Source organism: Chitinimonas arctica (assembly GCF_007431345.1).
In the GTDB taxonomy this organism is placed as follows: Bacteria; Pseudomonadota; Gammaproteobacteria; order Burkholderiales; family Chitinimonadaceae; genus Chitinimonas; species Chitinimonas arctica.
In genome coordinates, this window is the sequence record NZ_CP041730.1 from 2,481,705 (window position 1) to 2,496,875 (window position 15,171).

Consider the following 15,171-nt stretch of genomic DNA (forward strand, 5'->3'; position numbering starts at 1 on the left):
TGCCGGATTCCGCCTAAAAGTTTGAAAGATCTGGAATACCTAGGGAAAGGCCCTTTTCGATGTACAACCCGCAACTCAACCAGCACGGTGAGCTGATTCACCTGCTCAGTACCGAGGGCCTGCCGGCGCGTATCCTGCGCCAGATTCTCGATCGCGCCGCCGGATTTGTCGCCGCTGGTGAACAGGGCGAGAAAAAGCATGCGGATCTGGCTGGCAAGACCGTATTCAATCTGTTTTTCGAGAACTCGACCCGTACCCGCACGACTTTCGAGATCGCGCAGAAACGACTCAGTGCGGATGTCCACAGCCTGAATATCCAGGCCAGCTCCACCGCCAAGGGCGAGACGCTGCTGGATACCATCCACAATCTGGAAGCGATGGGCGCCGATATGTTCGTCGTGCGCCATGCCGAATCCGGCGCGCCGTTCCTGATCGCCAAGCATGTCCGGCCCGGCGTGGCGGTGGTGAATGCCGGCGACGGCAGGCATGCCCATCCGACCCAGGCCTTGCTGGACATGTACACCATTCGCCATTTCAAGGGCGATTTCCAGAATCTACGCGTGGCCATCGTCGGCGATATCCTGCATTCGCGGGTTGCCCGCTCGCAGATCCATGCGCTCACCACCCTCGGTTGCCCGGAAGTGCGGGTGATCGGTCCCAAGACCCTGTTGCCGCGCGATGTCGAGCAACTGGGCGTGCAGGTGTTTCACGATCTGACCGAGGGATTGCGGGATGTCGACGTGGTCATCGCGCTGCGCTTGCAGAACGAGCGCATGAATGGCGCCCTGTTGCCCAGCGCCAATGAATTCAACCAGTTCTACGGCTTGAGCCGGGAGCGGCTGACCCTGGCCAAGCCGGATGCCATCGTGATGCATCCCGGTCCGATGAACCGCGGCGTGGAAATCGATTCCGCCGTGGCGGATGGCCGGCAGTCGGTCATTCTCGACCAGGTCACTTTCGGTATCGCGGTACGCATGGCCGTGATGAGCACGCTGTCGGAGGCCCGCGCATGAGTACCGCAAGCAACGCTATGTTGATCCAGAACGGTCGGGTCATCGATCCCGCCAGCGGCCTGGACGCCGTGACCGATCTCTTCCTCGCCGGCGGCAAGATTGTCGCCATCGGTGAAGCACCGGCCGGATTCCATGCCGATCGGGTGATCAATGCCGCCGGCCTGGCCGTGATGCCCGGCCTGGTCGATCTGGCCGCGCGCCTGGGCGAGCCTGGCGGCGAGCACAAGAACAAGCTGCAAAGCGAATTGAAGGCGGCCGTGGCGGGTGGGGTCACCACGCTGTGCGCCATGCCGGATACCAACCCCCCCCTGGATGAACCGGGCTTGGTGCAGATGCTGCGCCAGCGGGCCGATGGGCTGGGCTTGGCGCGGGTATTGCCGCTGGGTGCGTTGACGCGCGGCCTGGCCGGCCAGGAACTGACCGAATTCGCCAAATTGCGCGATGCCGGCTGCGTGGCGTTTAGTCAGGCCGATGCCCCGTTGGCCGATACCCGCGTGCTGTATCGCGCCATGCAGTACGCGGCGACCTATGGCATCACGCTGCGTATCCGGCCGCAGGATATGCGCCTGGCGGCGGGCGGCGTGGCCCATGATGGCCAGGTCGCCACCCGCCTGGGCTTGCCGGCCATTCCTTCGGTTGCCGAGACCGTGGCCATCTCGACCATCGTGATCCTGATGAAGGACAGCGGTGCGCGGGTCCACCTGGAACGGGTATCCACCCGCGAGGGGCTGGAGATGATCGCCGCCGCGCGCGCCTATGGCTTGCCGCTGAGCTGCGACGTAAGCATCAACCACGTGCATCTGGCCGATATCGATATCGGCTATTTCGACTCGAATATGCGGCTCTCCCCGCCGCTGCGCAGTACCAACGACCGCGATGCCATTCAGCATGCGCTGCTCGACGGCACCATTGCGGCGATCTGCTCGGACCATAGTCCGGTCGGCAATGACGACAAATTGCTGCCCTTCGGCGAAGCGCGTCCTGGCGCGAGCGCCCTGGAACTATTGTTGCCGCTGGTACTGGGTTGGGCCGAACAAAAGCATGTGCCCTTGGTCAAGGCGCTGGCCACCGTTTGCAGCGGACCGGCCGATCTGCTGGGCTTGCCGGCCGGCCGGCTGGCTGTCGGCGGACCGGCGGATATCTGCCTGTTCGAACCACTTACGCCCTGGCGTGTCGGACCGGAAACCTTGCTCAGCAGCGGCAAACACACGCCGTTTGCGGGCATGGAATTGCGTGGTAGAGTCCGTTACACCCTGGTCGGCGGGTGTATTGCCTACACCGCTGAACCGGGCGCAGCGTGAATTTCACGCGACGTCGATCAAAACCCGAGCAAAACATAGAAAACGCTGATTCGTTTTTTCCGTTGGACGCTTGCGCTAAGATCCGGGTCAGACCCGCTGCTTATTCGCATCGAGACGATTGAAAATAAATCAGCTTGCCACGCTACCTCTGAGGAAATGCCATGTCCGATATTGACGCCAAGTTCAAACAAGCCGCCGAAGATGTCACCGCTCTGTCCGAAGCACCGGACAACGCCGTCAAGCTGAAGCTGTACGCGCTGTACAAGCAAGCCAGCGAAGGCGATGTGAAGGGCGACAAGCCATCGATGTTCGATTTCGTCGGCGCTGCCAAGTACAACGCTTGGTCCGAGTTGTCCGGCACCGCCAACGACACCGCCAAGCAGAAGTACATCGACCTGGTCGAGGCGTTGAAAGCCAAGGAATAAGCCGGCGGTTCTGCCTGCAAGCCGACCTTTTGGTCGGCTTTTGTATTTGTGGCGAGGCACATGACCATGCCATTATCCGCCCGCCAGCCCTCCATCCCAAAAAGCGCCATGATAGATACACCCGATCTCCCACTCGAAGACGACCTGATCCCTACCGAACCTGCGGCGGGCGCTCCCGCGGCGGGTGACACGGGCGATCTACCGCCGCCGCCCAGCCTGCTCGACCTGGCTGGAGCCGATTCGGTGCCGCTGGGCCGTTATGCCGAGCGTGCCTATCTGGAGTACGCCGTGTCGGTGGTCAAGGGACGCGCCTTGCCCGATGTGTGCGATGGCCAGAAGCCGGTACAGCGCCGCATCCTTTACGCCATGCACGAGATGGGCCTGAGCGGCACGGCCAAGCCGGTCAAGTCGGCACGGGTGGTGGGCGAAGTGCTGGGTAAGTACCACCCGCACGGCGATACCTCGGCCTATGACGCGATGGTGAGATTGGCGCAGGATTTTTCGCTGCGCTATCCGCTGGTGGATGGGCAGGGCAATTTCGGTAGCCGCGATGGCGACGGGGCCGCCGCCATGCGGTACACCGAAGCACGGCTGACCAAGATCGCCGAGCTGCTGCTGTCCGAAATCAATATGGGTACCTCGGATTTCATACCCAATTACGACGGCGCCTTCGAAGAACCCAAGCTGCTGCCGGCCCGCCTGCCCATGCTTTTGCTCAATGGTGCATCGGGCATTGCGGTGGGCATGGCCACCGAGATGCCGCCGCATAATCTGCGTGAAGTGGCCGAGGCGGCCATTGCGCTGATCCAGAAGCCGAGCAGCACGCTGGACGAAATCCTGCAGCATATCCAGGGTCCGGATTTCCCCGGCGGCGGGCAGATCATCTCCAGCCGAGAGCAGATCCGCGCGGCCTACGAGGGTGGCCGGGGTTCGCTGGCGGTACGCGCGCGCTGGAAGATCGAGGAATTGGCACGGGGGCAGTGGCAGTTGGTGATAACCGAACTGCCGCCCAATAGCTCGTCGCAAAAAGTGTTGGAAGAGATCGAGGATCTGACCAATCCGAAGTTGAAGAAGGGTAAGAAGACCCTGACCCAGGAGCAGGTGCAGCTCAAGCAGCTGCTGCTGTCGCAACTGGATACGGTACGGGACGAATCGGGTAAGGATGTGGCGGTACGCTTGGTGTTCGAACCCAAGTCGCGCACGCAGAGCCCGGAAGAGTTCGCCAATATGCTGCTGACCCATACCAGCCTGGAGGGCAGCAGCTCAATCAATATGGTCGCCATCGGCATCGATGGCAGGCCGCAGCAGAAATCGCTCAAGCAGTTGCTGAGCGAATGGATCCAATACCGTTTTGCCACGGTAAGGCGCCGTACCGCCTACCGCCTGGGCCAGGTGGACGATCGCATCCATATCCTGGAAGGCCGCATGACGGTCTTCCTGAATATCGACGAAGTGATACGCATCATTCGCGAATCGGATGAGCCCAAGGCCGCGTTGATGGCGGCCTTCCGGCTGAGCGAGCGGCAAACCGAGGATATCCTGGAAATCCGCCTGCGCCAGTTGGCGCGGCTGGAAGGCATCAAGATCGAGCAGGAACTGGCCAAGCTGCGCGAGGAAAAGACCGGGCTGGAGCACCTGCTGGGCAATGAGAGCGCCATGCAGAAGCTGATCGTCCGGGAAATCCGCGACGATGCGAAAACCTATGGCGATGACCGCCGTACCCTGATCGAAGCCAAGGAAAAAGCCAGCATCACCGTGGCCGTGGTCGATGAAGCCTTGACCGTTATCCTGTCGCAAAAGGGATGGATCCGTAGCCGCAATGGCCATGGCGTGGAGACCCAAGGGCTGACCTTCAAGGAAGGCGATAGCCTGTTGGCCGCCCTCGAGTGCCGCTCGGTCGATACCGTGGCGCTGTTTGGTTCCGATGGCCGGGTCTACAACCTGCTGGCCGGCAATCTGCCAGGCGGGCGCGGTGACGGGGTGCCGGTCGCTTCGGTGATCGAACTGGCAGGCAAGACCCGCATCGTGCAGATCCTGGCGGCCAAGCCGGAGCAAGCCCTGCTGATCGCCGGCGCCAACGGCTATGCCTTCCACTGTGAATTCAAGGATTTGCTGACCCGCCAGAAGGCCGGCAAGGCTTTCCTCTCGCTGGACGAGGGAGAGGAATTGCTGAAGCTCGCGCCCTTTGTGCCACGTGAAACCAATCTGGTGTGCTGCCTGTCAACCAGCGGTAAATTGCACGCCTTCCCCCTGGCCGAGCTGAAATCCCTGTCCGGCGGCGGACGGGGCATGATCGCGATGGCGCTGGACGAGAAGGACACCTTGGCGGCCATTACCGTCAGCGATGGCAATACGCTGACGCTCAATGGTTTGGGCCGTGGCGGCAAGCCGATGGCGCTGACCTTCGATGCCAATGATCTGGCCCCGTATGTGGGCAAACGCGCCAAGAAGGGTAAGCCGCTGGTGGGTGGATTGAAGCTGGCCGGGTTTTAGCAGAGATGCCCGGAACCACGTGAAACTTCGCGGCCGGCTGAATTTCTGAGACAATTCAGCCAGTTGCAATACCGGCATGGGCCGTCGCCCATGCCGTTTGCTTTTTGAGCGCTCCGATGTCCGCTACCCGCCTCCGTATCACCGAAATCTTTTTCTCGCTGCAGGGCGAAACCAGCCGGCTGGGCCTGCCGACCGTGTTCGTGCGCTTGACCGGTTGTCCGCTGCGTTGCGGCTATTGCGATAGCGCCTATGCGTTCCATGGCGGCAAGCTGCAATCGCTGGATGATATCGTCGCCGAAGTGGCCAGCCACGGTACGCCCTATGTCTGCGTCACCGGCGGCGAGCCGCTGGCACAGGCAGCCTGCCACGATCTGCTGCGCAGGCTTTGCGACGACGGTTTCTCGGTAAGCCTGGAAACCAGCGGCCATCTACCGATCGAAACGGTGGACCCGCGTGTGTCGCGCATCGTCGATATCAAGACGCCGGGTTCGGGCGAGGTGGAAAAGAATCTGTGGGAAAACCTGCCCCACCTGAATGCGCGCGATGAGCTGAAATTCGTGCTGGTACATCGGCACGATTACGAGTGGGCGCGCGATCTCTTGCTGGACAACGGCCTGCACACCCTCTGCCCGGTGTTGTTCAGCCCGGTCTGGGAGTCGCTCAAACCGGCCGACCTGGCGCAGTGGGTCCTGGCCGACAAGCTGCCGGTGCGGGTGCAGGTGCAGTTGCACAAGATCCTGTGGGGCGACAAGCCGGGCGTATAGCGCTGGGTCTCCCCTTAGACGAGAAAGGACATCACCTATGAAAAAAGCCGTCATTCTTTTGTCCGGCGGATTGGATTCCGCCACCGTTCTGGCCATGGCCGTCAGCCAGGGCTACGAATGCTATTGCCTCAGTTTCGACTATGGCCAGCGCCACAATGCCGAGCTGGCGGCCGCACGCCGTGTCAGCGCCGCCCTGGGTGCCCGCGAGCACCGTATCGCCACCATCGATCTGGCCGCCTTTGGCGGCTCGGCCCTGACCGATGCCAGTATCGAAGTCCCGGTGGATGGCGTGCAGGACGGCGAGATTCCGGTGACCTATGTGCCGGCCCGCAATACCATCATGCTGTCGTTCGCCTTGGGCTGGGCGGAAGTCCTGGAGGCACACGATATCTTTATCGGCGTGAACGCGGTCGATTACTCCGGCTACCCGGATTGCCGTCCCGAGTACATTTCCGCTTTCGAGTTGATGGCCAACCTTGCCACCCGCATCAGCGTGGAAGGCGCCAAGCTGCATATCCGCACGCCCTTGCTCAGTCTCAGCAAGGCACGGATCGTGGAGACCGGCGCCAAGCTGGGCGTGGACTATGCCTTGACCGTGTCCTGCTACAAGGCCGATCTTGAAGGGCGTGCCTGCGGTGTCTGCGATGCCTGCCGCCTGCGCCGCACGGGTTTCGAACTGGCCGGCATGGCCGACCCCACCCGCTACCAGTAAGTTCGGCTGCGGCATTTGGTCGCATTCGCTTCTCGTCTCCGTCCATTAGGCTAGTTGATCCAGCCTATCCAGACGGATTTGGCGCGGTGGGTTCCCAAAGCCGTGGAACCCCTTTCTCCAATCATTCATGATCAGCGATACCTTCCCATGAAAATCCGTTCGCTTGCCTTCTTGTTAGCCCTGGCCTTTCCCCTGGCTGCCTCCGCCTGCGAAGTGGTGGTCAGCAAGGCTTGGGCCAAGGCCACCGCGCCGGGCCAGCCCGCCGCCGGTGCCTATTTCGATATTGCTTCGGGGCATTCCGCCAAGGTCGTTGCCGTGCAAAGCCCGGCAGCCGCCATGGTCGAACTGCACGAAACGAAAATGGAAGCAGGCGTGATGAAGATGCGTCAATTGGATGGGCTGGATCTACCGGCCGGCAAGACCGTGTCGCTCAAACCGGGTGGTACCCATGTGATGCTGATGCAACTGAAGGCGCCGCTGAAGGCCGGCGCCAAGCTGCCGCTGCAGTTGACGGTGGAGCAGGGCGGCAAGCGCCATATGGTGAACGTCGAGGCCGATATTCGCGCCATGGGTGCCGAACAAGCGCTGCGCTAATCGCCAGGCATGCGGCGGATTCGCCGCTGCCAAAGTCGAAAACCCAGCAGCAAGGCTAATACACAGGCGTAGATGATAGGCTGGGTCAGGTCTTTCTTGACCAGCCACCAGTAGTGCAGCACGCCCAGCATGGCAATCGGATAGACCAGCTTGTGCAGCCGCCCCCAGTTGCGTTTGAGCCGGCGCATCATTGCGTCGGTCGAAGTCAGCGCCAAGGGAATCAGCAGCACGAAGGCGGCGAAGCCGACGGTGATAAAGGGGCGCTTGACGATATCCTTGAGGATGTCGGCCGGGTCGAAGAACTTGTCCAGCCAGACATAGCTAAGGAAATGCAGCAGCACGTAGAAGAACGTGAACAGCCCCAGCATGCGGCGCAATTTGATCAATTCATTGCGGCCGCTGAGTTTGCGCAATGGGGTGATGGCCAGCGTCAGCAGCAATAGGACCAAGGTCCAGGTGCCCAGCGAACGGGTGATGAATTCGATGGGGTTGATCGCCTGGCCGGACAGCACGATCCAGCTGGCCCGCGCCAAGGGCAGCAGGCACAGGATAAAGACGGCGATTTTGAGCAGGCTGAGCTTGTCGGGTTTCATGGGTTCGGATATCCAGCGTTAACTTATCACTAACAGTTCACCTTCGTCGTTTGAACGCGGCGGTCCTGACGGCATAATCCACGCTTTGTCGCCGTGCCATTCAAAGGGTTGCCATCATGCAAAGTTGTATCGCCTCCGCCCAGCGTATTGTCGTCAAGGTCGGCTCGTCGCTGGTAACCAATGATGGCCGCGGCCTGGATCATGATGCGCTGAGTCGTTGGGCCGGCGAAATCGCCGCGGTGAGGCGGCAGGGCCGCCAAGTGGTATTGGTCAGTTCCGGCGCCATCGCCGAAGGCGTGGCCAGGTTGGGATGGGCCAAACGTCCCAGTGCCCTGCACGAATTGCAGGCGGCGGCGGCGGTCGGGCAGATGGGGCTGGTGGAGGCTTATGAACGCTGCTTCAAGGCGCACGGGCTCAAGACCGCGCAAATCCTGCTTACCCACGAAGACCTGGCCGACCGCACCCGCTATCTGAATGCCCGTTCCACCTTGCTTACCCTGCTGGATCTGGGGGTGATTCCCATCATCAACGAGAACGACACGGTCTCGACCGATGAGATCAAGGTTGGCGACAACGATACGCTGGGCGCCCTGGTCACCAATCTGATCGATGCCGATGCCCTGATTATCCTGACCGACCAGCGTGGGCTGTACCGGGCCGATCCGCGCAAGCAGCCGGATGCCGAATTCATTCACGAGTACCAAGCCGGCCTGCCCGAGTTGGAAGCCATGGCCGGCGGCGCCGGCAGCAGTGTCGGCACCGGCGGCATGTATACCAAGATCATCGCCGCCAAGCGCGCCGCCCGCAGCGGCGCCAGCACGGTGATCGCCAGCGGCCGTGAGGCTGCGGTGCTGACCAGGTTGTCCGAAGGCGAGGCCATCGGCACCCAGCTTACCGCCGGAACCAGCCGGATGGCCGCCCGCAAGCAATGGCTGGCCGATCATCTGCAGGTGAGGGGCAAGCTGGGTCTGGATGCCGGCGCGGTGGCGGCTTTGCAGGACAAGGGCACCAGTCTGCTGGCCATCGGTGTGGCGACGGTCAGCGGCGAATTCCTGCGCGGCGAGATGGTGTGCTGTGTGGGGCCGGACGGGCGGGAAGTGGCGCGGGGACTGGTCAACTACAGCGCGGCCGATGCGCGCCGCATCGTGCGCCTGCCCAGCAGCCAGATTGAAGCCGTGCTCGGCTTTGTCGACGAGGCCGAGTTGATCCATCGCGATAATCTGGTGCTGTTATAAGGAATTCTTGGGTTTAAATACGAAAGCGGGGGCGAAAAAAGCAAAAAGCGTTACGGCGAATTCATTTTTAAAAATGAAAGCTTGCGGCCTGGAACATCCCTATGCACCGATGCCATGCCAATTGCGTAACGCTATCTTTCGTCAGGAGCCGGATCGATGTTCCCCTTGCCTATCTACGGTCAGCCCTTCCCCTCGCACATGGCCGGGCTGACCGATCAAGGTGTAGCCACGCAGCTAGCGAATATCTTTGCCCGCCTGAGCCGTAACGATCCTTCCTTGTTGAGCGTCAACCTCAATGGTCTGCCGCCGGATATCAAGTACCTTCGAAACCTGTGTCGAGCGCTGGCCCAGAATACCACCCTGACCCAATTGCATTTGCAGGGCTGGCAACTCGGAGATTCCTTGTTCGAGGAGCTGGTCCTTGCCTTGGAAAACAATTTCAACCTAAGTGTGCTTGATCTTTCCCAAAACGGTATAAGCGATCTTGCTGCCAATACTTTGGCGTTTCTACTCTTTCGACATCCTCGGCTGGAAGAGCTCAATCTACGTGGCAACCAACTGGGCGACAGCGGTGCATGGATGCTGGCGTCACGTTTGAGCGACGTTCCCGCCTTGGCCTGGTTGAACCTGCAGGATAATAAGATCGGTGAACGTGGGGTCCGTACCTTGCTAGCAACCTTGAACCGCAATCCTGGCCTTTGCCATTGCGAAGTCGATTATCCCGACCCATCGGTAGATGGTATGCCTGTCGGCTTGGGCATTCCTGTGCAAGCGGCGATATCGCAGCAAATGAATTTGCCGGTCGAAGAGGAAAGGCAGCTTTGCGTCCGGATGCTTGCGCAGGAAAAAGCGCTGCATTTGTCCGTAAAGCGCTATCTCACGAAATTGCAAATGGAATACGATCAGGCGTTCGAGGGGGGCGTTGCAATCGAGGAAACGAAAGACCATATAGCTGGGTGGAGGAAAAGCCTGGGTATTGTCGAGCTACGTTGGGAAATACTTGATCAGCTCAAGCGACGACTGGACGCCGACGCCGAGTACGCGCGCTTAGGCGGATCCGGGAAAAAGGTGATCGTGTCGTTCTCGGCTTCGGAATACGACCCCCCTACCAGATCGCGGCTTGTTTGTCGGAACACCTTGGTCGTGCATCAAGCACAACTCGACAGGCACTGCGCTTGTTTCGGCTATAAAGATTTTCTGCAAGAAATCAAAGGGCTGATCGATTCGCGCTACAGCTGCTATATCTGCCCCGTGCGCTATAGATGGCGCCTGGCGGCTGACGCTTCGCTGCACCAGTTTTTGATTCGCCTGCAATTCGATTTGCAGTTGCTGGGCGTGCCCGTTTATATGGATGCTGCCGATACGCGCGGGACCATTGAACGAAACGATATGATTTCCCGAAGCCGGCGAATTTTACTGGTGGGTACACCCAAAGTGTTCCGGTACTGGTCAGGCGAAAGTGTGAGTATGTTGCCGGATGAGCGCGAGCAGGTTTGCCGCAGGATGGAACAGAATCCGGAGACAGTGAATTTCTGTACTTTCTCCGGGGAACGCAAAGACGATTGGGTTATGCCGGATTTCTCGCTCCCGGAAAACTGTTTCGATTTTCGAGACCTTGAAGAATATCCCTTACGCATGGTGGATATTTTTCAACCTCATTCAGGGCTTATTGCGCAGTTTCTCGATCAGAATGACCCCTCCGTGATGGCACGCTACACCGCTGCGCTACGTAAGCACTTGGCGAGGCTCAGCTGACTGCCGGATGCCGAGCTTGTCGCTCCCCTTTGACCCAAAAGAACAACGCTTCTCCATGAATATACGTTTAGCCAGGTATGAAGATTGCCGGCGCATTGCCGAGATCCACGTGGAATCGTGGCAGGAAGCCTATCGCGGTATCGTGGCCGATGAATTTCTGGCGGCCATGTCTGTCGATGAGCGTGAAGTCAACTGGCAGCAGCGCTTGGCGGGGAAGCCGGCGCCCAGCACGCTGGTGGCCGAGCTAGCCGGCAGGGTGGTGGGCTGGGTGTGCTACGGCGCCTGCCCAGACGAAGATGCCGTGGCAGGGGATGGCGCGGTATGGGCCTTGTATATCTGCCCGAACCAACAGCGTGGCGGTATCGGGCGGGCCTTGCTGCAGGCGGCGCGGACCGCCTTGCAGGTGCCGGGCGCCCGGCGTTTCAGCCTGTGGGTGATCGTCGGCAACGGCCGCGCGGTGGATTTCTACCGCGCGATGGGACTGAGCGTCGAGCCCGACTCGCGCCGGGCATTTTTTGAATTGGGAGGAAGGATGATGGAGGAAGTGCGCATGAGCGCGGTGGTGGGGCAGCCCGCCATCGCCACAGACAAGTCGGCTATTGCCGCTATCCGCGACTTCTGGTTTGCCGATGGCGACAAGCCGCGCCGGGCTTGGTTCGCCAAGGATGAAACCTTCGACGCCGACATTGGGCGGCGTTTCGGCACCTTGCTGGCGACCGCCCAGGCAGGCGGCTTGCGCGACTGGCCGGCGACACCCGAAGGCTTGTCGGCTTACCTGTTGTTGCTGGACCAGTTCAGCCGCAATGTCTTCCGCAACCGGCCTGCCGCCTTTGCCGGTGACGCCATGGCGCTCTACGCGGCGCAGACCGCGCTGGCCGCCGGTCTGGACAAGCACTTGCCGCCCTTGCAACGGGTCTTTGTCTATCTCCCGTTCGAACATGCCGAGGACCTGGCGATGCAAGACCGGGCGGTCGCCTTGTTCGGCGAGTTGGCTGCCGAGCAGCCGGCGTTGGCGGGCTACCTGGATTACGCCCACAAACACCGCCAGGTCATCGCTCGATTTGGCCGCTTCCCCCACCGCAATGCGATCTTGGGCCGCGTATCCAGCGCCGAAGAAATCGCTTATCTAGCGGAGCCGGGCAGCGGGTTTTAAGGCGTATCCTCAATGCGGCTGTTCAAGGCGCCAAGACCTTGATGGCCGTCATCAATTGCGCATCCGTTTCGCCCTCGCCGATATTGGCCGGCACGGCGATATCCACCGGACGGGGCCCGGCTTCCAGATCGTCGCCGTTGAGGGTGGACAACACCCGGCTGAATGGCAGGCGCAGGGTCGATCCATCCACCAGTACCTTGAATGAGGTGAAGATCACCCAGCCTGCTCCCGGCTCGCCCACTACCTTGCCCAGTTTCATGGCGCGGTAGCCCTCGGTGAAGACTTCGCCGTCGGACAGGGTGATCTTGTTGGTCAACAGCACGGTGGGTTTTTCCAGCGTTTGTTGACCCACCGCCAAGCGGCCGGGCGCGGTGGGCAACTGGCGGGCGGTGAAGCTGTAATGGCTCTTGCGTGCCAGGGTATCGAGTTCCCAGCTATCGACCATGCCGCCGAAATTGTTCCGCGCGTCGATCACGACACCAGAGGCCGCTTGGCTGACCGCGTCCAGATCGTAGTGGAACTGCTCCAGCGAACTTTCCCGCATATCGATCAGATGGATGTAATCGAGCTTGCCCTTGCTTGTACGCTGCACGGTGGCGCGATTGCCTGCGACCCATTGCTTATAACGCAGGATGTTCTCTTCTGCATACGGGAAGGGTTTGGCGTAACGGACTTGTGTCTTGCCGTCGCGGCCCAACACGGAGAGGGTGGTCAGCCGGCCGATCTTGCCCTCCAGCAGGCGATCGAGATTGGTGTCGCGGACGAGGGTTTCGCCATCCACGGCCAGCAGGATATCGCCTGTCGCCAAGCCGGCGGCAGCGGCCGGCCCATCCTCCAATACCGCGGCCAGTTGCAGCTTGCCATCTCGTTCGTAGACGGCGCGATCGAAGTCCAGGCCCAGGCGGCCCAAGGTGGTGGGGGTTTCGCTGCGAGGCGCGGATAGGCCCGTATGCGAACTGTCGAGCTCGCCAATCATCAGCCATATCACCCGGCGCATTTCATCGCGGCTGCGTGCTTCGGCCAACAAGGGCGCGAAACGGGCTTTCAGCGCGGCCCAGTCCTGGCCGTGCATGGCCGGGTCGTAGAAGAAATCGCGCAGCAACTGCCAGCCTTCTTCGAACACCGCCTGCTTTTCCGCCTCGAAATCGACCTCCATATCGGCCTGCAGGATAATCGGCCGGGGCGTGCCGCCTTCGACGGGGACGGCAAGCAGCTTGCCTGCATCCAGGTAGAACAGTTCGCGACCCTGCGGCTCGAGTTGCAGGAAATGCTTGGTCCCGCTGCTGAAGGACAGCTGGCGGGGCGTCTCGCCGGCCCGGTAGCGCCAGACATTGGTCTGGCCGGACAGGTTCGCCAGCATCAGCAAGGTTTTGCCGTCCGCCGCGGCGACAAAGTATTGGCTGTCCAAGCCGGTCGGCAGCACGACGGCATGGCGGCGGGCCCAGGCCGCATCCAACTGCCAGGGCGCGGTCTTGCCGGCTTCGCCGTCCATGCCCAAGGGGGCCGGCGGCGCCAAGCTGATTTCCACGACACGGCCGCCGTTTTCGCTGTGCTGGAAAGCGCGCCACCACAGCACCCGGCCATCGGCCCGCCATTGCAGGCTGGCCTGGCCGTAACCCTGTTCCTCCGGGCGGAACCATAGCTTCTTGCCGGTGCCCGGGCTGGCCAGTTGGCTCAGCATCTGCTTGGAGCCGCCGGCGAGGGGAATCAGCGCGACATTGGCCAGCAATTTGTGGCCCAGTTCCACGACGGCGATGGCATGGCCATCCGGTGCCCAGGCCAGCGGTGCGTCGGCCCAGATGGGCGGCCGGCCGGTCTGTACCGGGCTCAGGAGCTTGTCCTGGCCGGTGGCCGGTTCGACCAGGCGCAGTTGTTGGCCGTTACGCAAATAGGCGATCTGTTTGCCGTCGGGCGAAAAGCGGGGGAAGGCATCGCCCGCCACCTGGGTCAGCCGGACTTCACGTTTGTCGGCCAGGCGGTAATGCCAGACCTCGGCCGGTCCGTTGCGAAGGGAGACATAGGCCAGGGACTGACTGTCCGGCGACCAGTCCAGTTGCGATTCGGCTGCGGCGCTACGGGTCAGGCGGGTGGCGCTGCCGCCGCTTGCCGGCGCCAGCCAGATATCGCCATGGGCAACAAAGGCAAGCTGCTTGCCATCTGGCGACAGGTGCGCTTCTTCCAGCTTGTCGCCCAGGGATAGCCGTTCACCGGCCGGTGCGGCCCCGCTGCCATTTAGTTTCACGTGGAGCGGACGGCTTTCGCCGCTGGCGGTATCCAGCCGCCACAGGGCGAACTCGCGCTCGAACACCAGGACTTGGCCATTGGCCGACAGGCTGGGCCACAGTAGCCGGCCTTGCTTGAATTGGCTGATCTGCTCCGGTTTCCCGGCCAGGGACTGGCGGTACAGATTCTCCTGGCCGCCGGGATTGCCGACGAACCAGAGTGCGCGGCTATCGGCCGACCACATCGGCCAGGCGGCACGTGCGCCTTCGGTGGCCAGCCGGCGCCAGGCGCCTTTGCCGCTGGCCGGCGCCAGCCATAGCTCATCCTGGTCGATATGGGCGCCGCCGCGCCGCCACCATTGGCCGAAGCCGCGCGCGTTGAGGGCTAGCCATTGGCCGTCCGGAGAAGGGCTGGCCTGGCTTTCGTCCAGATAGCGCTGGGCCAGTACCGGCATGGGCGTACCACCGCCTGCCGCTACCCGGTAGACATCGTGCATGCGCTGGATATCGTGCGAGACCGAGTGGAAATAGATCCAGTGGCTGTCCGGTGACCAGCCGCTGGCTTGCTCCGGACGGTCATCATGGGTGAGCCGGCGCAGGCTATTGTTGTCCAGGTCCAGCAGATACAGATCGCCATTGCCACTGCGATTGGAAGTGAACACCAGCTTGCGGCCATCGGGCGACCACTGCGGGCGCGACTCGGCAGCGGGATGGGCGATCAATAGCCGCGCTTCGCCGCCATCCGCCGGCACGGTCCAGATATCGCCGCCGGAGACGAAAGCAACGGTCCTGCCGTCCGGTGAGACAGCCGGTTCGTACAGCAGTGGCGCGGCCTGGGCGAACAGGGGCAGGGTGGCGAGCAGGCAGGCAAGACGCATGGCGAGTCCGACGGAAGGAAACCAGGGAGTCTA

General features: G+C 61.7%; 12 protein-coding genes. 10 read left to right on the forward strand and 2 right to left on the reverse strand.

What is annotated here, in order from left to right:
- Positions 1-59 precede the first annotated feature (59 nt).
- From FNU76_RS11270 to FNU76_RS11300, 7 genes are all read left to right on the forward strand, one after another.
- Positions 60-1,013, forward strand: coding sequence for an aspartate carbamoyltransferase catalytic subunit (locus FNU76_RS11270; RefSeq protein ID WP_144278287.1), 954 nt, complete (start codon positions 60-62; stop codon positions 1,011-1,013).
- Positions 1,010-2,314, forward strand: a complete 1,305-nt coding sequence (locus FNU76_RS11275; protein ID WP_223879313.1) for a dihydroorotase — start codon at positions 1,010-1,012, stop codon at positions 2,312-2,314. The genes FNU76_RS11270 and FNU76_RS11275 overlap by 4 nt, the downstream gene beginning before the upstream one ends.
- Positions 2,315-2,475: 161 nt before the next feature.
- Entirely contained in the window at positions 2,476-2,739 is a 264-nt protein-coding gene (locus tag FNU76_RS11280) for an acyl-CoA-binding protein (protein ID WP_144278288.1), read from the forward strand.
- Positions 2,740-2,847: 108 nt separating this feature from the next.
- On the forward strand, positions 2,848-5,232 hold the full coding sequence (parC, locus tag FNU76_RS11285; RefSeq protein ID WP_144280650.1) for a DNA topoisomerase IV subunit A: 2,385 nt from the start codon (positions 2,848-2,850) through the stop codon (positions 5,230-5,232).
- Positions 5,233-5,348: 116 nt separating this feature from the next.
- The gene (gene queE / locus FNU76_RS11290) at positions 5,349-5,996 is read left to right on the forward strand and encodes a 7-carboxy-7-deazaguanine synthase QueE (protein WP_144278289.1); all 648 of its coding nucleotides are present in this window, start codon (positions 5,349-5,351) and stop codon (positions 5,994-5,996) included.
- 37 nt (positions 5,997-6,033) lie between these two features.
- The gene (gene queC, locus FNU76_RS11295) at positions 6,034-6,708 is read left to right on the forward strand and encodes a 7-cyano-7-deazaguanine synthase QueC (RefSeq protein ID WP_144278290.1); all 675 of its coding nucleotides are present in this window, start codon (positions 6,034-6,036) and stop codon (positions 6,706-6,708) included.
- 147 nt (positions 6,709-6,855) lie between these two features.
- Positions 6,856-7,302: a copper chaperone PCu(A)C gene (locus FNU76_RS11300; RefSeq protein WP_144278291.1), complete on the forward strand. Its 447-nt coding sequence runs from the start codon at positions 6,856-6,858 to the stop codon at positions 7,300-7,302.
- Here the strand turns inward: FNU76_RS11300 and msrQ are convergent.
- Complete coding sequence (gene msrQ / locus FNU76_RS11305; RefSeq protein ID WP_144278292.1) at positions 7,299-7,895, reverse strand: protein-methionine-sulfoxide reductase heme-binding subunit MsrQ; 597 nt, start codon at positions 7,893-7,895, stop codon at positions 7,299-7,301. The two genes, FNU76_RS11300 and msrQ, sit on opposite strands and share 4 nt — an antisense overlap.
- 116 nt (positions 7,896-8,011) lie before the next feature.
- Between msrQ and proB the strand changes: the two genes are divergently transcribed.
- From proB to FNU76_RS25015, 3 genes are all read left to right on the forward strand, one after another.
- On the forward strand, positions 8,012-9,130 hold the full coding sequence (gene proB / locus FNU76_RS11310) for a glutamate 5-kinase (protein WP_144278293.1): 1,119 nt from the start codon (positions 8,012-8,014) through the stop codon (positions 9,128-9,130).
- A gap of 156 nt (positions 9,131-9,286) precedes the next feature.
- Entirely contained in the window at positions 9,287-10,885 is a 1,599-nt protein-coding gene (locus tag FNU76_RS11315) for a leucine-rich repeat domain-containing protein (RefSeq protein WP_144278294.1), read from the forward strand.
- A gap of 55 nt (positions 10,886-10,940) precedes the next feature.
- Complete coding sequence (locus tag FNU76_RS25015; RefSeq protein ID WP_179958438.1) at positions 10,941-12,038, forward strand: DUF924 family protein; 1,098 nt, start codon at positions 10,941-10,943, stop codon at positions 12,036-12,038.
- Positions 12,039-12,060: 22 nt separating this feature from the next.
- Here FNU76_RS25015 and FNU76_RS11325 read toward each other — a convergent pair whose 3' ends face one another.
- Entirely contained in the window at positions 12,061-15,138 is a 3,078-nt protein-coding gene (locus FNU76_RS11325; protein ID WP_144278296.1) for a S41 family peptidase, read from the reverse strand.
- Positions 15,139-15,171 lie beyond the last annotated feature (33 nt).